This window comes from Niveispirillum fermenti, from assembly GCF_048066175.1.
Classification (GTDB): Bacteria; Pseudomonadota; Alphaproteobacteria; order Azospirillales; family Azospirillaceae; genus Niveispirillum; species Niveispirillum fermenti.
Map to the genome: position 1 here is coordinate 347,894 of NZ_JBLTXA010000001.1, position 25,333 is coordinate 373,226.

26 protein-coding genes and 1 tRNA gene are annotated in these 25,333 nt (G+C 61.1%); 7 read left to right on the forward strand and 20 right to left on the reverse strand.

Annotation, left to right across the window (positions count from 1 at the left end; all coding sequences use genetic code 11):
* Positions 1-45: 45 nt before the first annotated feature.
* Together ACM9LZ_RS01575 and ACM9LZ_RS01580 are read right to left on the reverse strand one after the other, a co-directional pair.
* Positions 46-1,122: a replication initiator protein A gene (locus tag ACM9LZ_RS01575; protein ID WP_416617569.1), complete on the reverse strand. Its 1,077-nt coding sequence runs from the start codon at positions 1,120-1,122 to the stop codon at positions 46-48.
* Positions 1,123-1,392, reverse strand: a complete 270-nt coding sequence (locus ACM9LZ_RS01580) for a helix-turn-helix transcriptional regulator (protein WP_023516906.1) — start codon at positions 1,390-1,392, stop codon at positions 1,123-1,125. It abuts the gene before it with no gap.
* Positions 1,393-1,855: 463 nt separating this feature from the next.
* On the opposite strand from ACM9LZ_RS01580, the gene ACM9LZ_RS01585 reads away from it, so the two are divergent.
* A complete protein-coding gene (locus ACM9LZ_RS01585; protein WP_416617570.1) occupies positions 1,856-2,143 on the forward strand; it encodes a DNA -binding domain-containing protein in 288 nt (95 codons plus the stop codon).
* A gap of 16 nt (positions 2,144-2,159) precedes the next feature.
* Here the strand turns inward: ACM9LZ_RS01585 and ACM9LZ_RS01590 are convergent, their stop codons facing one another.
* The 3 genes from ACM9LZ_RS01590 to ACM9LZ_RS01600 all read right to left on the reverse strand — a co-directional run bounded on the left by ACM9LZ_RS01590 (position 2,160) and on the right by ACM9LZ_RS01600 (position 3,669).
* Positions 2,160-2,681: a DUF2285 domain-containing protein gene (locus tag ACM9LZ_RS01590; protein ID WP_416617571.1), complete on the reverse strand. Its 522-nt coding sequence runs from the start codon at positions 2,679-2,681 to the stop codon at positions 2,160-2,162.
* Positions 2,682-2,727: 46 nt separating this feature from the next.
* Positions 2,728-2,943 carry a transcriptional regulator domain-containing protein gene (locus tag ACM9LZ_RS01595; protein ID WP_416617572.1) on the reverse strand — a complete coding sequence of 72 codons (216 nt, stop codon included), beginning with the start codon at positions 2,941-2,943 and terminating at the stop codon, positions 2,728-2,730.
* A gap of 198 nt (positions 2,944-3,141) precedes the next feature.
* The gene (locus ACM9LZ_RS01600) at positions 3,142-3,669 is read right to left on the reverse strand and encodes an antirestriction protein ArdA (protein ID WP_416617573.1); all 528 of its coding nucleotides are present in this window, start codon (positions 3,667-3,669) and stop codon (positions 3,142-3,144) included.
* Between the two features lie 326 nt (positions 3,670-3,995).
* Here ACM9LZ_RS01600 and ACM9LZ_RS01605 point away from each other — a divergent pair, with 326 nt between their 5' ends.
* From ACM9LZ_RS01605 to ACM9LZ_RS01620, 4 genes are all read left to right on the forward strand, one after another.
* Positions 3,996-4,919 carry a HamA C-terminal domain-containing protein gene (locus tag ACM9LZ_RS01605; protein WP_416617574.1) on the forward strand — a complete coding sequence of 308 codons (924 nt, stop codon included), beginning with the start codon at positions 3,996-3,998 and terminating at the stop codon, positions 4,917-4,919.
* Positions 4,919-7,033: a DEAD/DEAH box helicase gene (locus ACM9LZ_RS01610; RefSeq protein WP_416617575.1), complete on the forward strand. Its 2,115-nt coding sequence runs from the start codon at positions 4,919-4,921 to the stop codon at positions 7,031-7,033. The genes ACM9LZ_RS01605 and ACM9LZ_RS01610 overlap by 1 nt, the downstream gene beginning before the upstream one ends.
* Before the next feature lie 589 nt (positions 7,034-7,622).
* Entirely contained in the window at positions 7,623-7,892 is a 270-nt protein-coding gene (locus ACM9LZ_RS01615) for a type II toxin-antitoxin system TacA family antitoxin (RefSeq protein ID WP_416617576.1), read from the forward strand.
* Positions 7,880-8,410: a GNAT family N-acetyltransferase gene (locus ACM9LZ_RS01620; RefSeq protein ID WP_416617577.1), complete on the forward strand. Its 531-nt coding sequence runs from the start codon at positions 7,880-7,882 to the stop codon at positions 8,408-8,410. Before ACM9LZ_RS01615 ends, ACM9LZ_RS01620 begins: the two co-directional genes overlap by 13 nt.
* Positions 8,411-9,138: 728 nt before the next feature.
* Here ACM9LZ_RS01620 and ACM9LZ_RS01625 read toward each other — a convergent pair.
* Complete coding sequence (locus tag ACM9LZ_RS01625; RefSeq protein WP_416617578.1) at positions 9,139-9,768, reverse strand: LysE family translocator; 630 nt, start codon at positions 9,766-9,768, stop codon at positions 9,139-9,141.
* Positions 9,769-9,991: 223 nt separating this feature from the next.
* Here ACM9LZ_RS01625 and ACM9LZ_RS01630 point away from each other — a divergent pair, with 223 nt between their 5' ends.
* Entirely contained in the window at positions 9,992-10,333 is a 342-nt protein-coding gene (locus ACM9LZ_RS01630) for a hypothetical protein (RefSeq protein ID WP_416617579.1), read from the forward strand.
* A gap of 24 nt (positions 10,334-10,357) precedes the next feature.
* Here the strand turns inward: ACM9LZ_RS01630 and ACM9LZ_RS01635 are convergent, their stop codons facing one another.
* Positions 10,358-11,203, reverse strand: a complete 846-nt coding sequence (locus tag ACM9LZ_RS01635) for an EamA family transporter (protein WP_416617580.1) — start codon at positions 11,201-11,203, stop codon at positions 10,358-10,360.
* 175 nt (positions 11,204-11,378) lie between these two features.
* Between ACM9LZ_RS01635 and ACM9LZ_RS01640 the strand changes: the two genes are divergently transcribed.
* A tRNA-Thr gene (locus ACM9LZ_RS01640) sits at positions 11,379-11,453 on the forward strand.
* Positions 11,454-11,550: 97 nt separating this feature from the next.
* On the opposite strand, the gene ACM9LZ_RS01645 is transcribed toward ACM9LZ_RS01640, so the two are convergent.
* From ACM9LZ_RS01645 to ACM9LZ_RS01705, 13 genes are all read right to left on the reverse strand, one after another.
* Positions 11,551-12,090, reverse strand: coding sequence for a thioesterase family protein (locus ACM9LZ_RS01645; protein WP_416617581.1), 540 nt, complete (start codon positions 12,088-12,090; stop codon positions 11,551-11,553).
* A 143-nt stretch (positions 12,091-12,233) separates the two neighbouring features.
* The gene (locus tag ACM9LZ_RS01650) at positions 12,234-13,856 is read right to left on the reverse strand and encodes a tetratricopeptide repeat protein (RefSeq protein ID WP_416617582.1); all 1,623 of its coding nucleotides are present in this window, start codon (positions 13,854-13,856) and stop codon (positions 12,234-12,236) included.
* 233 nt (positions 13,857-14,089) lie between these two features.
* Positions 14,090-15,283 carry a GNAT family N-acetyltransferase gene (locus ACM9LZ_RS01655; RefSeq protein WP_416617583.1) on the reverse strand — a complete coding sequence of 398 codons (1,194 nt, stop codon included), beginning with the start codon at positions 15,281-15,283 and terminating at the stop codon, positions 14,090-14,092.
* Positions 15,284-15,319: 36 nt separating this feature from the next.
* Entirely contained in the window at positions 15,320-15,565 is a 246-nt protein-coding gene (locus ACM9LZ_RS01660) for a DUF1467 family protein (protein ID WP_416617584.1), read from the reverse strand.
* A gap of 27 nt (positions 15,566-15,592) precedes the next feature.
* Entirely contained in the window at positions 15,593-15,997 is a 405-nt protein-coding gene (mce, locus tag ACM9LZ_RS01665) for a methylmalonyl-CoA epimerase (protein WP_416617585.1), read from the reverse strand.
* A gap of 98 nt (positions 15,998-16,095) precedes the next feature.
* Positions 16,096-17,781 (reverse strand): ribonuclease J, encoded by a 1,686-nt coding sequence (locus ACM9LZ_RS01670; protein ID WP_416617586.1) that lies wholly within the window; start codon positions 17,779-17,781, stop codon positions 16,096-16,098.
* Between the two features lie 12 nt (positions 17,782-17,793).
* Positions 17,794-18,582, reverse strand: coding sequence for a type III pantothenate kinase (locus ACM9LZ_RS01675; RefSeq protein WP_416617587.1), 789 nt, complete (start codon positions 18,580-18,582; stop codon positions 17,794-17,796).
* Position 18,583: 1 nt separating this feature from the next.
* Positions 18,584-19,366 carry a biotin--[acetyl-CoA-carboxylase] ligase gene (locus ACM9LZ_RS01680; RefSeq protein WP_416617588.1) on the reverse strand — a complete coding sequence of 261 codons (783 nt, stop codon included), beginning with the start codon at positions 19,364-19,366 and terminating at the stop codon, positions 18,584-18,586.
* A 14-nt stretch (positions 19,367-19,380) separates the two neighbouring features.
* Complete coding sequence (gene nuoN / locus ACM9LZ_RS01685; RefSeq protein ID WP_416617589.1) at positions 19,381-20,832, reverse strand: NADH-quinone oxidoreductase subunit NuoN; 1,452 nt, start codon at positions 20,830-20,832, stop codon at positions 19,381-19,383.
* Between the two features lie 3 nt (positions 20,833-20,835).
* Positions 20,836-22,416, reverse strand: coding sequence for an NADH-quinone oxidoreductase subunit M (locus tag ACM9LZ_RS01690; RefSeq protein ID WP_416617590.1), 1,581 nt, complete (start codon positions 22,414-22,416; stop codon positions 20,836-20,838).
* Positions 22,417-22,434: 18 nt separating this feature from the next.
* On the reverse strand, positions 22,435-24,372 hold the full coding sequence (gene nuoL, locus ACM9LZ_RS01695; protein ID WP_416617591.1) for an NADH-quinone oxidoreductase subunit L: 1,938 nt from the start codon (positions 24,370-24,372) through the stop codon (positions 22,435-22,437).
* 10 nt (positions 24,373-24,382) lie between these two features.
* Positions 24,383-24,700: an NADH-quinone oxidoreductase subunit NuoK gene (gene nuoK, locus ACM9LZ_RS01700; protein ID WP_416617592.1), complete on the reverse strand. Its 318-nt coding sequence runs from the start codon at positions 24,698-24,700 to the stop codon at positions 24,383-24,385.
* Between the two features lie 2 nt (positions 24,701-24,702).
* Complete coding sequence (locus tag ACM9LZ_RS01705; protein WP_416617593.1) at positions 24,703-25,320, reverse strand: NADH-quinone oxidoreductase subunit J; 618 nt, start codon at positions 25,318-25,320, stop codon at positions 24,703-24,705.
* Between the last annotated feature and the right edge of the window lie 13 nt (positions 25,321-25,333).

Sequence of the window (25,333 nt, forward strand, 5' to 3'; positions counted from 1 at the left end):
TGTGCTGGTGGGGGGTGCGCGCGTGCGCTGCTTTAACGGCGGGCGTCATGGCTCGCCGCTCCCGGCAGAACCGGCACCACGCTTCGCCTGCGCGCGCGTCAAAGAAAAAGAGTTAGATTCTCTGTTAGATAAGTTAGCGGTCGGATTCCGCTTTTCAGGCCAAAGCGTTAGCTGCGGTTCGTGCGCCTGATGTGCCGATAGTCGTGCGCCTGATGTGCCGATACTGCCTGCGCCTGATGTGCCGATGGCATTAACAGGGTTATCAACAGTGCCTGTTGATAAGTTTTCGGGGCGGATGCGCAGCAGCTCGCGGCCGTCTTCCCGCTCGATCTGGAGGCGGTAGCCGGGGAGTTGCTGGCGGGCCGCGATCCGGCGCAGGTCCAGCGCGAAGTCGGACGGCCGGGCGAGGCTGCCGGATTTCTGATGAAGGTGCGCGACCTCGAAAATCCAGCCATGGCGCTGGTGCCCGGCGTGCTTTCGCGCAACGCGGTAAAGCCATCGCTCGATGCCGCCAGTCAGCCGAAAATAGGCCGGGTCGATGGTCAGGACCAGCGAGCGGTCGATGACGCTGTTGTAGAACCATTCGGGCAGGACGAACTCCATGCCCTCAACGCGGCCGGCGCGCGTCGTCATTTCCTCCCACTCGTTGATCCATGAGAATTGCCGGCGACGCCAATGCGGGCCGTTGCGGATCGTGGTGGCAATGACAGTCGATTGCAGCCGCGCCAGCGCGGCCTTGAGCAATAGATATTGCCGGTTGCCGGTCGGGCGTCCGATGGCGCGCAACAGGTGGTAGGGCGTGAACCGGACGAAACGCGAAGTGGCGAGGCCGTCATTCTCGGCCGCGACGATCTGCGAGGCCGCCCATATGAGCACATCGGCGTCCCATATGGTCGCCATGCCGTGCTCGGGCATCCCGAACACCTGCACCTCTATGTCGGCGGCTTTGTAGAGAATCGGCTTGGTGCGCGGGGTCTTCGCCAGCGAGAAGAACGGCCGTTCCATCAAGTCGCGCTGATCGCGCGGCGGCGCATCGCCCGTGGCGACCACGAAGGGGTCCAGGCGGCTGCGCTCGCTGTCCTCGGTCGGCTGCGCGGGGGCGTGATCGTCCTCGCGCAGCATCTAGCACTCGTCCCGTTCTTCGGGTGTGAGCGGACGCGCGGGAAAGACCGTGCCGGCGGTCTTGTCGCGGGTGGATTTGCGTTCGCCGACCGCGCTCCAGTCTTCCAGATCGCGGACGGTGTAGAGGACGCGACCGCCGACCTTTCGATAGGTCGGGCCGGTGCCGTAGGTGCGATGTTTCTCAAGGGTGCGGATGGATATGCCGAGGAAGCGCGCGGCTTCCTTGGTGCGCAACAGGCGTGGCGGCAGGCCCGCAAGCGGGTTGGGCATGGATCACCTCCAATCGGGATTGGGCTGCCGGGGGGCGGCAGCGGACTGTGGCGAACCATGGCGAGGGATCGGCGGCGCGTAGCGTGCCGCTTTTGCGCCTATGCGCTGGCGGCACCCCCCTCGGGGGCGTCGCTGGCTAGTAGGTGAAGGATTTCAACGGCTCGTTGCCTGCCGCGCCGAATAGGCAAAGACATTCGCGCGCGGCTCGGCTAAGATCGCGGGTGGAGCAGACGCGCTGCTCCGGGGCGTCGAAACCCCTCTGTTACCGTTTGGTGCCGGCCGTTACGGCACCGCACTCCTTGACCTATGGTCGGGGAGCCTGTGGCGTATACAACAGGCTCTCCGAGCTAAAGGCCATGGGGCCGTGTAACAGCGGTTTCGAACTCCCCGATCACCAAGAGTCAGAGAGAATCGTTTGCGGGGGCGCACCGCAGACAAACCCTCTCGGATAAGGGGAGTGGACATGCGAGTGCCTGTCGAACTCGATCCCGATGTGGACGACGAAGCGCCAGCCGGCAACGCCATAACCGCCTATGACGAACGCCACTACGTCACCTATCTGCGCCTTCTCGATGCGAAGGCCGAGGGCGCGGACTGGAAGGAAGTCGCGCGGATCGTGCTGCACCGCGATCCGGCAGCCGAGGAACTTCGGACCTATCGTTGCTGGCAAAGCCACCTCGAACGCGCGCAATGGCTATCGCGTGAGGGCTATCGCAAGATTCTGGAGCAGGCGGCAGCTAACAAGGCGTGAGGGCCACGCCTCCCGATCAACGCTTGCCGGGCTTGATCGGATAGTGGAGCAACGGGCGATAGCCGCCTCGCATCATCTTGATACCGTGCGCGACCAGGCGGCGGGCCTTGTTCTTGCGCGGATCGTTCTCAAAGTCTTCCTTGGTGCCGCGAAAGCCAAGCAGGACTTCAGCGATGGTGCGATAGCTCTCGCCGTGCAGCCGGGCGTCGAGCGCGCGCAGGGACAGGATATGCCATTGCCGGAGCTGGGCGGGAACGGCCCGGAAGTCGGGACCGGGCGCGCGGCCGTTGAGGGACCGCCAAAGACGGCGGGCAGCGTGGGCGCGCAGCTCCAGAAAGGAATCTATCGGCAGGGTGACGGCATAGAAGGCGGCTGCGTCGGGCACCGCCTCGGGCAGCCAGAATTGATGTGCGACGCCATCCACCTGCCAGACGCCGTGCCAGCCATCGGCGGCGCGGCGCAGGTCGAGGCCGTCGAGATGCGCCAGCGTCAATATTGGTTCGGTGTCGCCGTCCATGTGCTCGGCCGGCGACAGCATCACCGCTTGCGGCTGAAGGCTCGGCCTCCAGATTGGTGGCGGCCGGTCATGCGGCGCGTCGGGATCGCACGGGAAATCGCAACCCCCAGCGATCCGCGAACGCTTCAAGGTTGCGCCCGGTCGGCTGTCCGGTCGATGCGATGGTCTGGAAGTCCTGACGATATTCGTCGTTGCGGCGCAGGTATTCCCAAGCGAAACCGGCGGCCGGAATGTGCTTCGCGTGTCTGTATGCCGCCGGCAAACGCCAGTCGATGCTAAGCATGGCGTCACCTCCCAAAGCCGGGGCGCGCGAGGCCGCGCCCGGACCAGAGAGATTCAAGTATTGTTTGAAGTATTAGAAGCCGCTCAAAGTAGATATGTTGAGCGGATAACCCGATCATTATTGGTTATTTTCTTCTTAACACTATCGTCGCCGTCTGGCTAGCTGCCCGCCCGCAAATGCAGACAGGCGACCATGTTTTCATCTGTTGGAAAACACATGCACCTCGCCGTGCGTCGTCTCGATGGTGAACAGATCGCCGCCCATCTCGGCGTCGCGCGCCATCGCATCCCAATCGACATAGTAGCGCAGCGGCTCGGGGATCGTGACGCTTTCCGTGGTCAGCTCCTCCATGTAGTCGGCAAGGCTGGCGAACTGACCATGATAGCAGTCCTCCAAGGTGGATTCGGCTTGATCCATGTCGCCGCCGAACTGCTCCAGCAGGCCCGCACCGAGTGCGCCATGCTCTGCGATGAAAGCGGCCATCCGCGCCACGCCGTCGATGCCGGCATATTCGGAGATGCTGACGCCCTCGAAGCCCTCATAGTCGTGAATGGCGTATTCCTCCGCATCCTCGACGGGGGAACGGACAAGCATCGCGGCAATCTCGTCCCTGATCTGGTCGGTGTCCTGATCCGCGTCGATCCAAGCCCCATGCAGATAGCCGTTGTTGTAGGCTGCAAGGCAGGCAACATAGATGCGGGGGTTGCTGTCGGATACGTTGGTCATGTCTCTGATCCTCGGGTCTGAAGGTCAGCGAAGCGGAACGCCGCGCCTGACCTTCTGGCCGTCGCCGAGACCGGGTGTGCAAACGGAGGGAGGCTGCGCGGGGAACCGGCTGCACGGAGCGCGTCAAGCGCGGAGGAAGCTGGGCGGAAGCCTTTCGAAGTGCGCTGAGGGCGGAGCCCTAAGGCCTGTGCTAACGAACCAATCAGAGAGCGTCAGGGACAGGGCGATGATCTGCGCGGAGGTCATCGACAAAATACCTAGTCATGCATCCTCTCAAATTGTAGCGTTATCTGACGGGGACAGTCTCGGTGGGGGAGTCTATTTTTATGTCTGGGCTGGCATTTGAGGTTTTGATAGATGAATCGCTTTCTTCAGTAACATCGACAGAGCAGCTCACAGAAATCGTCAATAATCGTATAATAAGTTTGATAAATGACTTTGAGGATGCGGAATGGCGCTACCCAAAGTTTCAAAATTACTTGTGGGATAACATCGCTCAAACTGCCCTATCTGAGAAAGAGCGATCTTCCCTTGTCGATCAAAGCCACAGCAGTCTGATCGCAGCGGCTCAGAATCTGAGGCTTACAGACAATGATGAAATCGGACAGGGCAGTGAAATTGCTGAAGTATTTTTGTATGGCCTGATGCGTCATCGCTTTGGTGCACTGCCCGTAGTCCCGAAAATTTTTTATAAGCAAAATGTTCAGGATAACGCCAAAGGGGCGGACAGTGTTCATATCGTCATTGATGGAGACGATTTTACGCTATGGTTTGGAGAGGCAAAATTCTACAATTCCATTGCCGATGCTCGCTTGGATTCCGTCGTAACCTCGGTCATGAATTCACTTTCAACGGACAAGTTAAAAAAAGAAAATGCTATTATAACCAGCGTATCTGATCTTGACGGCCTACCAATCGCGCCAGATCTTCGAGCCAAAATAAAAGCCGCTTTGGACAACAGGGAGTCCATCGACAACTTGAAGGCAAAAATTCATATTCCAATCCTGCTATTGCACGAATGCTCGATTACCTCAGGCGCAAAAGACCTAAGCGAAGCCTACAAGGCGGAAATTATCAAATTTCATAAAAGCCGCGCAGACGCTTATTTCCTTAAGCAAATCGCGAAATCGAGTTCGGTCCATAAATATGACGATCTAAATTTTCACATCATCCTGTTTCCAGTCCCTAGCAAGAAGAAAATCGTCAACGCTTTCGTCCAAGCCGTCGCTTTCTATAAGGGGCAGAGCTAATGGATGTTTTTGATACCTGCTACGAGATCAACAGGCTTCTGACACTCAAGAACGAGATCGCCGCCAGAAATCTCCTGATCCGCCTACTGGCAAACCTCGATCATTCCAAAACCCCTTATCCGCAAGTGGTCAATCATATGATCCGCGCGACTGGACTATTCCCCTACCTGCAACTGGCAAACGCTTCATGGGATCAGAAATATGTTCATCATGCATTTGAAGTTGATGTTGGTCGGCGCGTCGCAACACTCCATCGCGAGCAGTCGAGCGTTCTCGCCAAGCTTTTGGATGGCAAGAACATAGCGATTAGCGCTCCGACTAGCTTCGGAAAGAGTTTTGTCATTGATGCATTCATTGCAGCCAAAAGGCCGAGCAATGTAGTGATTATCGTGCCCACTATCGCCCTGATGGACGAAACGCGCCGCCGATTGTTCAAAAAGTTCTCTGAAGAGTATACAATAGTCACAGCGCCAGATACAAAACTTGGAGCAAAAAATATACTTATATTTCCGCAGGAGCGTGCCTTCGGTTATCTGGATGCGCTTGATAGCATAGACTTGCTAGTGGTCGATGAGTTTTACAAGGCAAGTCAAAAGCATGACCGTGATCGCGCGCCTGCACTCATTAAAGCGATCCTGAAGCTCTCGAAGAAGGCGAAACAGAGGTATTACCTTGCACCAAACATCAAAAGATTGAGCGACAACGCCTTTACTCGCGACATGGAATTCGTCGAGCTTCTAGACTTTAATACCGTATATCTTGATATTAAGGAGCCGTATAAGGAATTCGGAAAAGACGAAACCAAGAAGGGCGAAAAATTAATCGATTTAATTTCTCAGCAAACACAAAAATCATTGATATATGCGGGAACATATTCTGAAATAAAGAAAATTTCGGAACTTGTTATATCAAAGATTCAACCTGTTGATCGCATATATACAAGCCACTTCTCCAAGTGGCTTAGGCAAAATTATCAGCCGGACTGGAGCTTAGCAGATTTGGTTGATCGAGCGATTGGTGTTCACAACGGCAGCATGCATCGATGCCTCAGTCAGCTACAAATACGTCTTTTCGAATATGAAGATGGATTTGATAGTATTGTATCCACATCGTCAATAATAGAAGGTGTCAATACGTCTGCTCAAAACGTCATTGTGTGGAAAAGCAAGCTAGGAAATACAAACCTTAAGGACTTTACATATAAGAATATCATCGGCCGGGGCGGCCGAATGTTTAAGTATTTTGTCGGAAATATATACCTTCTTGACGCCCCGCCAAAATCTGAGGACGTTCAGCTTGATATTGAGTTCCCAGAGGAAATACTGGGAACACTCGATGAGGTGCGGGATTCAGATCAACTCACAGATCGGCAAGTGGAGCGGATAATTGAGTATCGCACACAAATGTCCGCGATCATTGGGGATGAAAATTTTGCGCACATAAAGCGCGACAACATCCTGCAAGATAGCGATGCGGATTTCTTACTTCGGCTGGCAATGGATATGAGGGATAATCCCGACGAATGGCGTGGCTTTGGTTATCTGAACTCCAGTAACCCCGATCACTGGGACAATATGCTCTACAGGGTCTTACGGCTTAAGCCCGGGAATTGGGATACGCAATTCGGCAAACTTGTGACGGCAACTAAGACGATGGCTCACAATTGGGATCGGGATTTGCCCCAACTAATATCGACCCTTAAAGGCGATGGCGTCGATATTGACGATTTTTTCAAGCTCGAACGGACTATGACGTTCAAGTTGGCGGCCCTTCTGAGCGATACAAACGAACTTCATAAGATGATTATTAATCCGTCAGTCGATATTTCTGCCTTTATAGGTAGAATGAGCAGAGCGTTTTTACCTAGTGCAGTCTACCATCTCGAAGAGTATGGCTTGCCACGCATGATTTCAAAAAAAATCCACATATCTGGTTTGATTGACTTTCAAGACCCCAGCATGGATCTATTGAAGGCAATTGATCGCTTTAAGAATCTTGGAAAAGATGCAGTGTTAGCGATTAGGTCACTTGGTCCCTTTGATCGCTATGTAGTTCGTTTCTTTTTCGACGGGATCACGCTTGACGATCCGGAGCCGACGGAAAAGGCAATTTAGCCTCTAGGTTTTTCGTGGGCGCGCGAACGTTTAGGGCCGGGACGGGAGCGTCCCGGCATCTCTCCGCCCCCCGTTGGGCACCTCCTTCTAGCCTCCGTTCTGTAGGGCTATAGCGTAGGTGTAGCTCTCTGTTTGTTCGTCTTCCGCCCGTCAGGTAGGTGCAGCCCGCACGTAGGAATCGTTATCGCGCTCCGATGACCATGCTTGTGGAGGATCGGAAGGGATTCGAACTCCGTTCAGAAGGGTTTGTCGCGTAGATATCATCGCTTGCGGCAGCGTGCTGGTCCGAAAGCGAGCGCGCTTCCACATTGCGCTGTAGGGAGCCGGATAGCCGCCGGTGAGAAAACCCTCGACGCTTTGCGCAGGGACAGCATTTCTAAGTTGCGACAGCTATACGTTGGAGATTGAAGCCCGGTGGCGGAACACGCGATAGCGTTGGTTCGAGCGTAGCCGAAAGCGGCCCGAAGGCAATCCTTCCTGTATTGACAGTGTGGATACAAACACCCATATTCCGGTCATGGCAAAAACACGTCTCGCCCCTCCCGAATCTTCCCGTTCTGCGACTGCTGCCGTCGCGGCGCGCGCCTCTGTGGCCGACGCCAAGGGCAGCATCAACCTGCGGATCGAGTCTACCACTCGCCAACTCATCGACGATGCGGCGGCGGTCCTTGGCAAGACGCGCACCGAGTTCATGGTGGAAAGCGCACGGCGGCAAGCGGTGGATGTGCTGCTCGATCAGCGTTTGTTCACGCTGGACTCCGAACGCTACGACGCCTTCATGCAGGCGCTCGACAATCCGCCCGCGCCGGGACCGAAGCTCAAGGCGCTGCTGCGCCGGACCCCGGCATGGCAGAAATAGACGACACGCCGGACCATCCCGAACCGCAACTGTCTGCCCCCGTTCCGTTGACGGCGGAGCATGATCTTTCGACGTTCGACTGCGGCGAGCCTGCACTGAACGACTGGCTGCGGCACCGGGCCTTGAAGAACGAAAGCCGGTTCTCGCGCACCTACGTCGTGCGCGCGGGAAATCGGGTCGTCGGCTATTTCTGCATCTCGGCGGGATCGGTTGAGCGGGGCGCAGCTCCCGGCAAGGTGCGGCGCAACGCACCCGACCTGATTCCGGTTTCGATCATCGGGCGGCTCGCCGTTAGCCTCGACCATGCGGGCAAGGGCCTCGGCGCGGACCTCTTGTCGGACGCGCTGCGGCGGATCGCGCTGGCCTCGCAAAGCATCGGCATTGGGGCGGTGATGGTTCAAGCGAAGGATGGGGCGGCCAAACGCTTCTATCTGCGCTACGCGGAGTTCATAGAATATCCCGAGGACAGCCGGACGCTGTTCCTGCCCATTGAAACCGTTGTCGCGGGTTTCAGGTAGGTTGAAGCGGTCCATCTTGAGGATGGCCAACCAAGAACCATGACGGTATAATCATGTTTCATCGAGCGCATTTGCTGAGTCGATGCCCATATGCTGGCAGTTGCCGTCTCCAGCGATAGATGGCGCAATGTCGAGCTTCATCGCCAGCCCAAAAAACTCAATAATTTCAAGATCGAACTTTTCTGACGGTAGCCTAGACGGTATCTCGATATGCGAAAAAATATTTTCGCATTATTTTTCAATGCACTAGGTTGACCCAAAATTATCGAGTGGGAATGATTCAGGCCCCGCCGAACGCCGCCGATTTCACCCTGCGGTACGATCTAAGCTACTGAAAGAAAAAATAAAATCATCCGGCGCCTATCGACATCTATCGGTGGGCATAGATGGCGTTCGGCGGCCTCGCTGACGGGCCTTGCCCCCATTGATCAACCGGAAAAACGAAAATACCGTCAGGAGCAATGAGGCTCATGACGGTACTTTTTTTTGATATAAACGCTGAATTATAAGCGCTTTCTACGACATAGGCCTCCAAGAACCGCGTGACGGTACTTTTCCGCAAGGAGGCCCTAAATGTTGACCGATGCAGCACTCAAGTGCTCACCGGAGGCGTACTGCTGGACGGCCCGACGGAAGCCGGAGAGAACGGCCCGCGGGGTGGGCACGGATTGCGGGTGATCCCCATTGCGCTTGTGCGGAGGCGGCGGGGGTGATGCCCGGCCGGCGATCTATCGCTGGGCCGTCGCCAGCTTCACGGCAAGCGCGATGAAAACCAGGCCGGCGATGCGGTTCAGCATCACCTGCACCCGGTCCGACCGGCCCAGCCAGCGGCGGATGGCGCCCGCCGCCAGGGCAATGCCGGAAAAGGCCACGAAGGCGCTAAGGATGAAAAGACCGCCCAGCGCGAACATCTGCGCCGCCATGCCCCCACGGTCGGGCGCCGTGAATTGCGGCAGGAAGGCCAGGAAGAAGATCGCCACCTTGGGGTTCGTGATATTCATGACGATGCCGCGCAGATAAAGCCGGCCATATTCGCCCGGCACCCCATCACCATCGGCCAGGGTTTCCGGCCCCGCGCGCAGGGCGCCATAGGCCAGATAAAACAGATAGGCCGCCCCCAGAAATTTCAGCCCTGTGAAGGCCAGTTCGGACGTCTGGAAGATGGCCGCCACACCCAAGGCCACGGCGCCCGTATGGAAAATCAAGCCGGTACATAGCCCAAGCGTGACAACGACACCCTTCACCGGCCCTTTCAAGGCCGACTGGATCAGCACGAAAAGATTGTCAGGCCCCGGCGCCAGGGCCAGCAGCAGAGCCGTGGAGACAAAGGCCAGGGCGGTTTCAAACGGAACAGGCATGGGACCGGGGCGATGGGGGCGGTGGAATATCTGTCGACTGTCTTCATATGATCATAAAGATATCGCGTCGGGTTTGACAGACCCGCATAGACGTCCCGAACCGTCCGGGGCGCCCGGCAAAGGGGTCCACAGGAGGGGCGAGCCGGCGTCAAAGCTGCTGGCGGAAGGACGGCAAGGCCGGATAGGCTGACGGGATGGACAATGACAAGAGGGTTGCGCCGACATGAAAAGGACCGGGCTGATCCTGGGGACCCTGCTGCCGCTGCTGATGCTGGCGGGCTGTGGTGGCGAACCCAGCGAGGCGCAGATGCGGGATGCCGTCCAGGGCCAGTTCGACCAGGTCAATTCCGCCGCTGCGGAGGTAGGACGCCTGATCGGCCGGCGCGAGGGGTTCAAGGCCATGGGGGAAATCAGGAGCTTCAAGAAGCACCAGTGCAAGGCCAAGCCCGATTCCAACGGCTATGTCTGCTCCTTCTCCATCATTGCCGACACCTTGATGGGAGAGATACAACAAACAGGGGAAAAGACCTTCCTGAAGACGGATAAGGGCTGGGTCGTGCAGTAAGGCGCCGGAGACGGCTGGCGCGTATCAGGCCAGACGCAAGGTGGCGATGCCGGCCAGCACCAGCAGCGCTGCCCCCACGCGCCAGCGCCCCACAGGCTCCTTCAGCCAAAGGCGCGCAATCAGCAAGGCGAAGATGACGCTGGTTTCCCGCAGGGCCGCCACCAATGCGATCGGCGCCTGGGTCATGGCCCAGATGGCAATCGCATAGCCCCCAAGGGCCAGCACACCGCCCACCAGGTCACGGCGCCAGCCGCGGCGCATGGCGAGCCACAGGCCGTTCCCACCCCGGCGGGCCCAGGCCAGCGCCAGCATGGGCGGCGCGTTCAGAAAGAAAAGCCAGGCGGTATAGGCCAGGCTGTCGCCCGCCACGCGCGCGCCCAGCCCATCCACCATCGTATAGCCGGCGATGAACAGGGCCGTGACCAGCGCCATCAGCACGGGCCTTGTATCGGCGCGGACACGCAGGCCGCCACGCAGGGCCAGTGCGGCGATCCCGCCCGCGATCAGGGCGATGGCCACACCTTCGGCAGGATGCAGCGGGTCGGCCCCCAGCGCGAGGCCCGCCAGGGCCACCAGCGGCGGTGCCGACCCGCGCGCCACGGGATAGACCTGCGACAGGTCCCCGACGCGATAAGCCAGGACGAGAAAGACCTGATACCCCAGATGCAACGCCAGCGACACGGCCAGATACGGCCAGGCGGCCGGTGAAAGCCCGCCGGTGACAGGCAGGATGGCCAGCCCGGCCACGCCGCACCAGGTGTTCAGCATGGTGATTCCCACCAGCCGGTCGCCACCGCCCTTCAGCAGGCTGTTCCAGCCCGCATGCATCAACGCCGCCGCCAGGACCAGCGGCACCACCCATTCACCCATCTCATCCCCCGCGCCGGTCCGGAACCGGTGAAATCCGAGCCGATCCGGCAGCGAAATGATACAGGCAATGGTGCCATGCAGGGGCTTGACGATGATTATCGGCAGGTCGGGGAAATTTCCATGTTGCCAAGCCCAAATCCCTTTGATAGAAGCACGCCCACTTCACCACGACGGCGCCCCGATAGCTCAGTGGTAGAGCAACCGCTTCGTAAGCGGTAGGCCGTTGGTTCAAATCCGACTCGGGGCACCATTCCTCATCCTGAGGAAGGCGTTGTGGCTGTGGTGAAAGGGCCCGTTGGGTCCTTTTTTGTTGCCCGACGATAGGCGGTCTGCGATGACCCGCCGCTTCACCCTTCCTTTGCACGATCGCTGATCGATTGCTGGGCGTCCTGCCAGGCGCGCAAATCTTCCGGCATCGGGGGGCTTTCCATCGCCACGCCCATATGGCGCATCAGTTCGTCGGTGCCTATGGTCCGCCCGCGTTCCCGAAACACGGCCTGGACCACGATCACCGCGGCCAGATGGCCGTCGACCGTCTCGAACCGCTGTTCCAGATAGATCCATTTGCCTTCCCAGCACAGGACCCGCGTCTTCAGCCGATAAGGCTGGGCCGGTTTCAGTTCGCGCCGGAAGCGGATGGTGGCGGCCCCCAGCACGGGCGCCCATTTGCGTTTCAGGATCAGGCCCAGCATGCCCGACCGGATCATCATATCCACCCGCCCCAGATCGGCCAGGGTGAAGTACCGGCCGTTGTTCATATGCAGGTTCGTATCGATATCATTCAGCCAGACGCGCAGGCCCAGGTCGGATGTGTCCAGGGGACCGAAGGGCCGGCGGGACAGCAGCGCCATGACGACGACGCGCAACAATCGGAAAATCAGGTTCATGCGGCATCCGGCGGAATGAAAATGGGCGGCACCGGTCACGGCGCCGCCCTGTCATGGGCAAAAGGCAGAGTCGGGGGACGACAGGTGGGAAATCAAGCCCGCAATGCGCCCCCACCCTCCCTGCGCCCCACCCTCCCTTTGCATCAGATATAGAAGTGGATCTGTGTCCGGTCATAGCCCGTGCCGATCATCACCGGCTGCCCCTTAACGACTGGCAAGTCATGGTTGAAGAAATAGACCGCCTGCTTCCAATGATTGGTGCGGGTTGCCGATTTGCTGTGATAATCGACGCTTTCATCCATGTGCAGGTCGAACCAGAAGGCCACGCCATGAGCGATGCCGGTTTCCGACGCCGTGACGGTCAGCACCTTGGCGTCGCTGTCGGGCATGTTCTTATAGAAATCAAAGAACCAGGCCTTTTCCGGTTCCGACAGCATGCGGTGGGGATCGGCCGCCAGATCGATGGTGGCATAGCCCGGCGTGCGGAACTGGTCGAACTTCGACATGTCGAAGCCGGAAATGGTGCGCACGGGGCTGATGCGGCGCAGGTCATCGGCCTGGATCAGGGCGCAATGCACCGTGGCCGCCGCCGGAATGATCTTGGCATCCGGCTTCAGCAGGTTCTGGCGGGCATGCTGCAGGATGGTCAGCATGTCCGGCGCCAGCATGCCGACATTGATCAGTTCCGACACGAAGACATCGGCCTTCTCCGGCATGTCCTGGCCCAGCACGAGGTCGGTTGACTTCTTGCCGATCACCGTGACGCGATCGGCATAGCCATTGAGCGCCACGGTCTCGCGCGCCACCTCCACCAGGGGCTTGTGCATCTCGCAGGTATAGACGTGATGGGCGCCGGCCCGCGCCGCCATCATGGCCACCAGGGCGGACCCCGTGCCGATCTCCAGCACCTTGTCGCCGGGCTTCACGGCGTTCAGCAGGGCCGCTTCGTAGGCGTCGTTGCGTTCATGATCGTTGATCATGGGAATATGCCAGGCGGGGATCTGCGTGGACCGCAGAAGCTGGAGTGCGAACAGCACGGCGGCATTGTCGGGCATGCGGTTATGGACGCCTGTCAGAAGGGCCACCGCATCCTCGATCCGGTTCTGACCCTGGAAGACCTGGGCTAGGCCGATGGCGGCCTCTGCCCGGCTGGGATCGCCGGCCAGCACATTGGCGAACAGGCGGCCCGCTTCGTCCAGCCGGTCGGTGTAAAGCAGCAGGGCGGCCAGATTATAAGCCGCATCCAGGTTGCGCGGAGCCAGCGCCAGGGAATGGCGGAAGCAGAACTCAGCCTCGGACAGGCTGCCCTGTTCGCGCAGGGTATTGCCCAGATTATTGTGGCCTTCCGCATAATTGGGACGCAACACCACCGCCTGGCGGAAGCAGCGTTCCGCCTCCATCAACTTGCCCTGAGCGCGCAGCGCGTTGCCCAGATTGTTGTGGGAAACGGCATTGGTCTCCTCCAGCGCCACGGCGCGCGCGAATTCGTGCTCCGCCTCTGCGAAGCGGCGGCAGCCGTAAAGCAGCACGCCGCGGCTGTTGTGATATTCGGCGCGGGATTCGTCCAGTTCGATGGCCTTGGCGAACAGCTCGTTGGCCTCCGCCGCCCGATTGGCCCGCAGGGCGATGATGCCCAGCAGATGGGTGGCCTCCGAATGTTCCGGTTCGGCCTGCAGCGCCGTGCGGCAGCTCATCTCGGCCTCGGCCAGGTAGCCGGCCATCAGGTGCTGACGGGAGATGCTGACGCAATCCTGGACGAAGGACATGGGATGGCTCCTTGGCTCTGCTGTCTTGGGGGCCCGTCCGGGCCAATTCGGTTCGGACGAGATAAAAGCAAAGCGCGTGCCAACAGAGGGAATATCCAGGATTTGCGGGGTTCTCCGGCATGTCGGCAAAAGCTGCCCCGGTCCCGGCCACAGGACAGGGGAGAAAATGCCCGGCCATGACCCGGCAATTCCATCCCGGTCCATCCCGGCTCCCGACGCCGGGTGCCGGTGGCTCAGATGGGCCCGTCCCCCGCACGGCGATAAGGGCCGGCAGCGGCCAGATCCGCAATATGGTCGCCCATGGCCTCCCGCTCCCGCGCCAGGAAATCGGCCACGGCCCGGCGCAGGCCCGGATGCACCAGATAATGGGCCGACCAGGTTTCCACGGGCAGATAGCCGCGCTGGATCTTGTGTTCGCCCTGGGCCCCGCCCTCCACCCGTGACAGGCCATGGTCGATGGCGAAATCGATGGCGCGGTAATAGCAGGCTTCGAAATGCAGGAAGGGATGGTCGCCCACCCCGCCCCAGTTGCGGCCATAGAGCGTGCGGGCGCCCATCAGGTTCAACGCCCCGCCGATCCAGCGCCCGCCCTCACGCGCCATGACCAGCACGGCATTGTCGGCCATGTCCGCCCCCAGGCGGAGAAAGAAATCGCGTGTCAGGTAGGGCTGACCCCATTTGCGGTCCGACGTGGCCCGATAGAGCCGGTCGAAAGCGGCCCAATGTTCCTCGCGCAGGTCGCCTCCCGTCAGGGTCAGCAGTTCCACGCCGCTATAGGCCACGGCCTGCCGTTCCTTGCGCACGGCCTTGCGTTTGCGTGAACTGAGGCTGGCCAGGAAATCGTCGAAGCCGCGATAGCCCCGGTTCTCCCAATGGAATTGCGTGCCCAGCCGCAGCAGCCAGCCGGCCCTGCGGAAGCAATCCACATCCGCAGGGGCGGCAAAGGTGACATGCACACCGGATAGCCCGCTCTCCCCCGCGATCCCTTCCAGCGCGCGGATCAGGGTGGCCGGCAGCCCCGGCGGCGCACCGGCGCGGACCAGCAGACGCGGCCCCGTCACGGGCGTGAAGGGCACGCTGGATTGCAGCTTGGGATAATAGCGGCCCCCGGCCCGTTCGAACGCATCGGCCCAGCCATGGTCGAACACATATTCGCCGTAGGAATGATATTTCAGGTAAAGCGGCATCACGGCCAGCAGCAGGCCGGCCGCATCCCGCACCGTCAGGTGGCGGGGGTCCCAGCCCGTATCGCCCCCCACCGAACCGCTCTGTTCCAGGATCGACAGAAACCGGTGCGACAGGAAGGGATTGTCATCCCCTCCCGGGCTGCCGGCCAGGCAGGCATCCCACTCCTGCGCTCCCACGGCGCCGATGGCATCGACAAGGCGGATGGTGAGGGCGGGTGGTACCTGTTCCGGATCGGTCATGTGCGACCTCGGGCGTCGGGGTTGCAGGGGACGGGATCATTCCCGGAACAGGGTGCGCCACTCCACCAGGCCGAAATGGCCCGATGCCCAGGCCAGCAGGACCAGCACGGCCGACAGCACCGATGTCCACAGGAACTTCTTCAGGATCTGGGGGCGCGCGGGCGCGCCCGGCTGGTGGCCGACCTGCTCCACCTCCTCCCGCTTGACGCCAAAGGGCAGGACCATGAACAGCACGGTCCACCAGACGGTGAAATAGATGGCACCCCAGGTCGCCCAGCCCATGATCTTCCTCCCCGCCTCCGCGTTGCGTCAGACCTGCTCGATCTCGACCAGGGTACCGAACAGGTCCTTGGGGTGCAGGAACAGCACGGGCTTGCCATGCGCGCCGATCCGCGGCTCCCCATCGCCCAGCACACGCAACCCGTCGGCCTTCAGCTTATCGCGCGAGGCGATGATGTCCTCCACCTCGTAGCAGACATGGTGGATGCCGCCGGCGGGGTTGTTGGCCAGGAACTTGGCGATGGTGCTGCCCTCCCCCAGCGGGTGCAGCAATTCGATCTTGGTGTTAGGCAATTCGACGAACACCGTGGTCACACCATGTTCGGGCAGGTCAAGCGGCGCCGACACGGTGGCGCCCAGCGTGCTGCGATAGGTTTCCGTCGCCACGGCCAGGTCCGGCACCACGATGGCCACATGGTTCAAACGACCGATCATCACCCACTCCTCATTTTATCGTTTGTTCGCCCAACAGATAGCCACGGGAGACACCTGCGTCACCCGTGACAAATCGGCACGACGGCCATCCGGCACCGTCAGATGCGGACCAGATGCACCTCTGTCAGGGGTTTGCGCCCCTGGCTGCTGTTGAAGGACCGGCGGATGGCCACGCGCGCCGCCTCCTTCACCTGGGCGTCGTCCTGGCGGGCGGTTTTGGACAGACGCTCCACGGCATCGCGCACGCGGGCGGTCAGGTCGGCCACCTCCTCGGTGATCTCGTCTTCTTCCAGCAGGCCCATGGCCGTCACCTTGGGGTCGGCCAGCAGGTCGCCACGTGGCGTCATGACCAGGGTCACCATGGATACACCGCTTTGCGCCATGCGGGTCCGGCCACGCATGGCCATGTTGCTCAGCGGCACTATGCGCTTGCCGTCGATGCACAGTTTGCCCGCATGGACATGGCCCAGGGTCACGGCCGGACCCGGCGCCAGGCGGATGGCCGCCCCGTCATCGGGCACGATCACTTCCGGTACCTGGCAGTCGCGGGCCAGCGCGGCATGGACCGTCAGGTGCCGATGTTCCCCATGCACAGGCACCGCCACCTTGGGCCGCACCCATTGGTACATCTGCACCAGCTCGTCGCGTGCGGGATGACCGGAGACATGCACGAACTCCTCATCCGCCGTGACGACCTGCACGCCCTGCCGCATGAGGCCATTCTGGATCTTGGCGATGGACTTTTCGTTCCCCGGTATCTCCCGGGCGGAGAAGATCACCACATCGCCGCGTTCGAGCACCACGTCGGGATGATCGTCATTGGCGATGCGGGCCAGGGCAGCCCGCGGTTCCCCCTGGCTGCCCGTGCAGATGACCAGCAGCTTCTCCCGCGGGACGAAGGCCGCCTCCCGTTCCGTGAGGAAGGGCGGCAGATCGGTCAGGTAGCCATTGGCCCGGGCCACCTCGTTGATGCGCCACAGCGACCGTCCGGCCAAGGCGACGCGCCGGCCATGGGCATGGGCCGCCAGCGCGATGGAATGCAGCCGTGCCACGTTGCTGGCAAAGCAGGTGACGGCGATGCGCGTTTCCTTCCATCGTCCGAAAAGCTCGGTCAGGCTGTCCTTCACAGCCGCCTCCGACCCCGACCAGCCGGGCACCATGGCATTGGTGCTGTCGCAGATCATGGCCGTTACGCCCTCGCGCCCAAGCTTCTTCAGCGCATCCTCATCCGCCAGCAGGCCGATGACGGGGTCAGGGTCCAGCTTCCAGTCACCCGTATGCAGGACAGTCCCCGCCGGCGTGCGGATCACCAGGGCATTGGGTTCCGGGATCGAATGGGTAAGGCTGATCAGTTCGAGATCGAAAGGACCCAACTTTACCTTGCCACCCAGGGGAACAACATGGATCGGCACCTTGTCCTGCAAGCCCGTTTCCTGCAGCTTGGCCCGCAGGAAGCCGGCGGCGAACGGCGTACACCAGACGGGGACGCGCAAATCTTCCCACAGGTAAGGGATGGCGCCCAGATGATCCTCATGTGCATGCGTGACAACGATGCCCACCAGATCGCCCAGCCGCTCCTCGATGAAGGCGGTATCAGGCAGGATGATATCCACGCCGGGCGTCGTTTCGTCACCGAAACTAACGCCGAGATCGACCATCAGCCATTTGCCGGCATGATGGTAGAGGTTCAGGTTCATCCCGATCTCGCCGGCCCCGCCCAGCGGCACGAAATGCAGGGCATCGGGCGCGAAATCCATCGTCTGCTTGGGTTTGGCTTCCGTCATTCGGTCCTGAATTCAGTTGGCGATGCTGTTGCGTTCATGGATCAGCCGGAGACCCCGCAACGTCAGGTCCCCATCAATATGGTGGATCATGTCGGTCCCCTCGGCGAACAGACGCACCAGGCCGCCCGTACCGATCACGGTCACCGGCGTCTGCCCGTCCGGCGACAGCTCGGCGATGATCCGCTTCAGGATACCCTCAATCATCCCGGTATAGCCCCAGAACATTCCCGACTGCATGGCCGAAACCGTGCCGCGACCGATGGCCTGCTCCGGCTTGGCAATGTCGACCTTGGGCAATTGTGCGGCCACGCGGTGCAAGGCATCCAGCGACAGGGCCGGGCCGGGCGCGATGACACCCCCGGCAAAGGCCCCGTCGGCATCCACCACATCGAAGGTCGTACCGGTGCCGATATCGATGACGATCAGTGGCGTAGCATAGGATGCGGCGGCCGATATCGCATTGACCAGACGGTCGGCCCCCGCCTCGCGCGGGTTGGTCAGCCGCACCTCCAGCCCCAGATCGACCTGCGGATCGCCGACACGCATGGGCGTGCAGCCAAAATGATCCTCCGTCAGCTTGATCAGCGCATAGGTCTGCGACGGCACCACGCTGGACAGGATCGCTGCGTCGATATCCCCCGGACGGATATTCTTCATCCCCATCAATGTCACCAGCCAGACGGCATATTCGTCCGCCGTGCGCTGGCTGTCGGTGGATATGCGCCAATGGGCCCGCTTCTCATCACCGTCAAAGACGGCGAAGACGACATTGGTATTGCCGGCATCGATGGCCAACAGCATGTCAGGTCTCCCCGCCGGTGAAGAACACGTCACCGGCCGTCACGCGCCGCACGGCGCCACCGCACTCCACCAGAAGGCCCCCCTCCCCGTCCAGATCGACGAAGCGGCCCGTGAAACTCTCCCCCGCCAGCCGCACGGTGACGGCTCCGCCCAGTCCCTGCGCAGCGTTGAGCCAGGCGGCACGGATGGGGGCGAAGCCATGGTCCCGAAAACGACGATACCAGCCATCGAACGATGCGGCATAGGCCGCCAGCACCTGTTCAACCGTGACATCGGCACCGGCAGCCAGCAGCGAGGTCGCGGGATAAAGCGCCTCATCCGGGAAATGGCGGACATTGATGCCCACCCCCAGCACCAGCCATTCCAGCCCGCCCTGCCGGTCCGCTTCGGATTCCAACAGGATGCCGGATATCTTGGCACCATCCACCAGCACATCATTGGGCCATTTCAGCGTCACCCGCCCTGGCACCAGGGCCGACACCGCCTCCCCCACCGCGATGGCCGCGACGAAGGACACCAGCGCCGCCGCGGCCGGCGCCATGCCCGGCCTCAGCACCAGGGAGCAGGCGAGGTTCCCCTCCCCGCTGGTCCAGGCCCGGCCCCGCCGGCCGCGGCCGGCCGTTTGCCGCAGAGCCTGTACCAGGCAGCCCTCCGGCGCACCGGCACGGGCCATGGCCTTGGCCTCATCATTGGTGCTGCCGCACTCTTCTACACGGTTCAGATGAAAAAACGCGGGCAGCCGGGCCGCCCGCGTTTCATCTCGATTGTCAAATCCAGCCACCATGCGCGAAACGCCGGTCACCGGGCCCCGAACAGGGCCGCCGCCGCCGCCGCCGCACCGGTGGTGATCGGCGACAGGAACAGGATATAGACCGGGAAGACGAACAGGGCCGCACCGGCAACCACGATACCGTTCGTCGGTGCCGGATTATCCAGCGGCTCCGTCACGTCATCGAAGTACATCGCCTTAATGACGCGCAGGTAATAGAAACAGGAGATGCCCGACGCGACAACGCCGACGATGGCCAGCGCGTAAAGCTCCGCCTGGATGGCCGGCAGGAACACGGCCCACTTGCCCCAGAAGCCCGCGGCGGGCGGCACGCCGGCCAGCGACCACATGAAGACCGCCATGGCGAAAGCCAGCATGGGATGGGTCTTGGAGAGACCCGCCAGATCGGCGATCTCCTCCACCGCACGGCCATTCTGGCGCATCGACAGGATGATGGCGAAGACGCCGACATTCATGGCCAGATAGATGGCCATGTAGATCAGCACGCCGCGCACACCCTCGACCGAGCCGGCGGACAGCCCGACCAGCGCGTAGCCGATATGGCCAATGGAGCTGTAGGCCATCAGGCGCTTGATGTTCTTCTGCTGGATGGCCCCCAGCGCGCCGATCACCATGGAGGCGGCGGCACAGAACTGGATCACCTGCTGCCACTGGCCCACCAGGTCGCCGAACGGGCCGACCAGCACACGGATGAACAGCGTGATGGCCGCAACCTTGGGCGCCACGGCGAAGAAAGCCGTGACGGAAGTCGGCGCGCCCTCATAGACGTCGGGCGTCCACATATGAAACGGCACGGCGGAAATCTTGAAGGCCAGGCCAGCGGCGACGAACACCATGCCGACAACCACACCCAGCGACGGTGCCCCCTCGGCCGCCGCCAACACGACGGCCAGCTTGTCAAAGCTGGTGGTGCCGGCAAAGCCATAGATCAGCGATGCACCATAGAGCAGCAGGCCGGAGGACAACGCGCCCAGCACGAAATATTTCAGGCCCGCCTCGGTCGACTTGGCCACATCACGCTTGAACGACGCGATGACATAAAGCGCCAGCGATTGCAGTTCCAACCCGACATAGAGCGAGATCAGGTCGTTCGCCGAAACCATGGCCAGCATGCCGAGCGTGGCCAGCACGATCAGCACCGGATACTCGAACCGGGCCACGCGCTCCTTTTCCAGGTAATTGACGGAAAGGATGATGGCCAGGGCGGAAGCGGTGAGGATCAGCAGCTTGGCGAACAGGCCGAAGCTGTCGGCCACGAACAGGCCGTTGAAGGTCACCTGGCGGCCTTCCGGTCCGTTCAGCAGCAGGAACCCCGTCGCGATGAGCGAGGCGACCGACAACCAGGACACGGTGCGAAGGCTGCCGTCGCCCCGGAACACGCCGATCATCAGCAGAACCATGCTGGCAACGGCCAGGAAGATCTCAGGCAGCGCCGGGATCAGGTCGGGAATGGTAGCCATGGCTCAGTTCTCGCTCACCGGAAGGGGCGCCGGGGTTTCGCCGGGTACGTCGGACACCGTGATGGCGGCGTTCTGTGTCACCGTCTCGATCAGACCGGCGGACCGTAGCGACGCCTCGTGATCGGCCAGGATCTTCTCCACGGTCGGGTTGTAGATGTTCTGGAAGCTGGCCGGATACACACCCATGATGATCACGATGGCGACCAGCGGGGCGAAGAAGGTGACCTCCTTCCAGTCCAGATCCTTCATGGCCTTGACCTCGGGCTTCTCCAGCTTGCCGAAGAACAGCTTGCGATAGAGCAGCAGCATATAGGCCGCCCCCAGGACCAGACCGGTGGCCGACAGCAGGCCGTACCAGGTATTGACCTGGAACACGCCCAGCATGGTCAGGAACTCACCGATGAAACCCGAGGTGCCCGGCAGGCCGACCGACGCGAACATGAAAATGGCGAAGACCACGGCATAGCGGGGCATGTTCTTGGCCATGCCGCCATAGGCCGCCATTTCGCGGGTATGCAGGCGATTATAGGCAACGCCGATGCACAGGAAGAGTGCCGCCGACACAAAGGTGTGGCTCAGCATCTGGAACATGGCGCCATCCAGGCCCTGCTGGTTCATGGCGAAGATGCCCATGGACACGTAACCCATATGGGCCACGGAACTGTAGGCGATCATCTTCTTCATATCCGACTGCGCCAGCGCCACCAGCGAGGTGTAGATGATGGCGGCGATCGACATCACGAACACCAGATCCTGGAAGTGGAAGCTGGCTTCCGGCAGCATCTGGATATTGGCGCGGATCAGGCCATAGCCGCCCATCTTCAGCATCACGCCCGCCAGCATCACCGAGCCAGCCGTCGGCGCCTCCACGTGAGCGAAGGGCAGCCAGGTATGGGCCGGCCAGATCGGGGTCTTCACGGCGAAGGCGATGAAGAAGGCCAGCCACAGCCATATCTGCATGTTGCTGGCGAAGGGATAGTCGACCAGCACGCGCATGTCCATGGTGCCGGCTGTCAGATACATGGCCAGGATTGCCAGCAGCATCAGCACCGAACCGACGAAGGTGTAGATGAAGAACTTGTAGGAGGCATAGACGCGGTTGGGACCGCCCCACACGCCGATCATCAGGAACATCGGCAGCAGCACCCCTTCGAAGAAGAGATAGAACAGCACGAAGTCCAGCGCCGTGAACATGCCGACCAGCATGGTCTCCAGCACGAGCAGCGCGATCATGAATTCCTTGACCCGCTTCTCCACCGCTTCCCAGGAAGCCAGCACGCAGATGGGGGTCAGCAGGGTGGAAGCCAGCACGAACCAAACGGAAATGCCGTCGACACCCTTGATATAGGAGATGTTGAAGGCCGGCAGCCAGGCCACCTCCTCCACCAGTTGAAAGCCGGGGTTGGAGGGGTCGAAGCCGGTCAGGATGAACAGCGAGACGATGAAGGTGATGATCGACGTCCACAGCGCCACACTCTTGGCGTTGCGGGCGACCGTCTCCTGCTCTCCGCGGATGAGCAGGATGAACAGGGCGCCGACAAGGGGCAGGAACGTCGTCAGCGAAAGGATCGGCACATCGGCCATTTCGAAAGACTCCCTACCTCAGCGCGCCAGGAAGAACCAGCCGGCCAACACGACCACGCCGATCACCATCACGAAAGCATAATGGTACACATAGCCCGTCTGCAGGCGGCTGGCCGCCAGGGACAGGCGCCGGGTGACGGTTGCGGCCCCGTCCGGGCCCAGCCCATCGATCACCGCGACATCCACACCCTTCCACAGGCCGAAGCCGAGCTTCATGGCCGGGCGCACGAACAACGCATTGTACAGTTCATCGAACATGTACTTCCGGAACACGAAGCCGTGGATGGCCTTGAAGGTATTGACGAAGGCGCCGGGCAGACCGGGAACGAACATGTAGAAGACATAGGCCAGCGCGATACCCGTCACACCCGCCGCCAGCGGGGCATAGGGCACCCAGCCCGGCACATGGTGGGCGGCTTCCACGATCGTCCCGTGCTCACCCGTCAGCATGAAGATGCTGCCGGCCCAGAAGGCATCCATATCGTGGCCCACGAACCAGGGATAGGCGACGAAACCGGCAAACAGGGCACCGATCGACAGGACGATCAGCGGCACCAGCATGACGGCCGGGCTTTCATGCACGTGGGCCATCACCTTCTCAGACGCGCGCGGCTTGCCATGGAAGGTCATGATCAGCAGGCGCCAGGAATAGAAGGCCGTCATGAAGGCGGCGGCAATGCCCATCCAGAAGGCGAAGGAACCGGCAACGCTATGCTTGGCGTAGGCCACTTCCAGGATCATGTCCTTGGAGTAGAAGCCCGCGAAGAACGGGATACCGGCCAGCGCCAGGTTGCCGATCCACATCATGGCATAGGTCACGGGGATCTGCTTCCAGATGCCGCCCATGTTGCGCATGTCCTGCTCGTCCGACATGGCGTGGATTACCGAGCCGGCCCCCAGGAACAGCAGGGCCTTGAAGAAGGCGTGCGTCATCAGGTGGAAGATGGCAGCCGGATAGGCGCCGACACCAATGGCGAAGAACATGTAGCCAAGCTGGCTCATCGTCGAATAGGCGATGACGCGCTTGATGTCGAACTGGGTCAGGCCGATGGTCGCGGCCACGAAAGCGGTCGCCGCTCCCAGATAGGTCACAACCTCCAGGGCCACGGGCGCATATTCGAACACCGGGCTCATCCGGGACAGCATGAAGACGCCGGCGGTCACCATGGTGGCCGCGTGGATCAGCGCCGACACCGGGGTCGGACCTTCCATGGCGTCCGGCAGCCAGGTGTGCAGGCCCAACTGGGCCGACTTGCCCATGGCACCGATGAACAGCAGCAGGCAGGCGCAGGTCAGCGCATGCACTTCCCAGCCCAGGAAGTTGAAGGTGGTATCGGCCTTGGCGGCCGCCTGCTCGAAGATGCCGTCGAACTGGACGGTGCCAAAGATGACGAAGATCGCCATGATGCCCAGCGCAAAGCCGAAATCGCCCACGCGGTTGACCAGGAACGCCTTCATGGAGGCGTCGTTGGCGCTCTTCTTCTCATACCAGAAATTGATCAGCAGGTAGGAGGCGACACCCACGCCCTCCCAGCCGAAGAACATCTGCAGCAGATTGTCGGCCGTGACCAGCATGAGCATCATGAAGGTAAACAGCGACAGATAAGCCATGAAACGTGCCCGGTGCGGGTCGTGGCTCATGTAGCCGACCGAATAGACATGCACCATGGACGACACGCCGTTCACCACGACCAGCATCACGGCGGTCAGCGTATCGATGCGCAGCGACCAGGACACCTCGAAGGTGCCGCTGTCGATCCAGGTAAACAGCTCGACGGTACGCGCGGCCTCGGGTCCGCCGAAACCGATCGTCGCGAACAGGATCACGGACAGGATCGCGGCGGTCAGAACGCCGGCGCAGGTGACGATCTGGGCCCCGCGGTCGCCGATGATGCGCCCGAAGAACCCGGCGATGAAGGCGCCCAGCAGGGGCAGGAAGATGGCAGCGATTTCCATGATGCCCGCCTCAACCCTTCATCATGTTGATGTCTTCAACCGCGATCGTGCCGCGATTGCGGAAATAGACCACCAGGATCGCCAGACCGATGGCGGCCTCCGCCGCGGCCACGGTCAGGATGAACATGGTGAAAATCTGTCCCACCAGATCGTTCAGATAGACGGAGAAGGCCACCAGGTTGATGTTGACGGCGAGAAGGATCATCTCGACCGACATCAGGATGATGATGACGTTCTTCCGGTTCAGGAAAATCCCGAACACGCCGATGGTGAAGAGGATGGCCGACAGCGTCAGGTAATGCGCCAGGCCGATAGAGCCGAATTCCATGATCAGACGCCCCCCCGCGTCGGGACCTTGCGTACCTGCACAACCTCGTCCCGCTTCCGGTCGAGCTGCTGGCCGATCTGCTGGCGGCGGACGCCGGGGCGCGACCGGAGCGTCAGCACAATGGCACCGATCATCGCGACCAGCAGGATCAGGCCGGAAACCTGGAAGGCGTACACATAGTCGGTATAGAGGATCTGGCCGATGGCCTCCGTATTGGTCACCTGATCGACCGGCGGGATCGGCGCATTGTCGGCCGTGCCCCCGACCGGACCGCCAGCCAGTTGCGTGACGGCCAGGAACACCAGTTCCACCGCCAGGATGGCACCGATCACCAGCCCGACCGGCATGTAGCGCATGAAGCCCTGTCGCAATTCCTGGAAATTGATGTCGAGCATCATCACCACGAACAGGAACAGCACCGCCACGGCGCCGACATAGACGATGACCAGGATCATGGCCACGAATTCAGCACCGATCAGCACAAACAGGCCGGCGGCGTTGAAGAAGGCCAGGATCAGGAACAGAACCGAATGCACGGGATTCTTGGCCGTGATCACCTGCACGGCAGATGCCAGCAGGACGAAAGCGAACGCATAGAATGCGACAGCGGTCAGTGTCATGTTACGCCGCCTC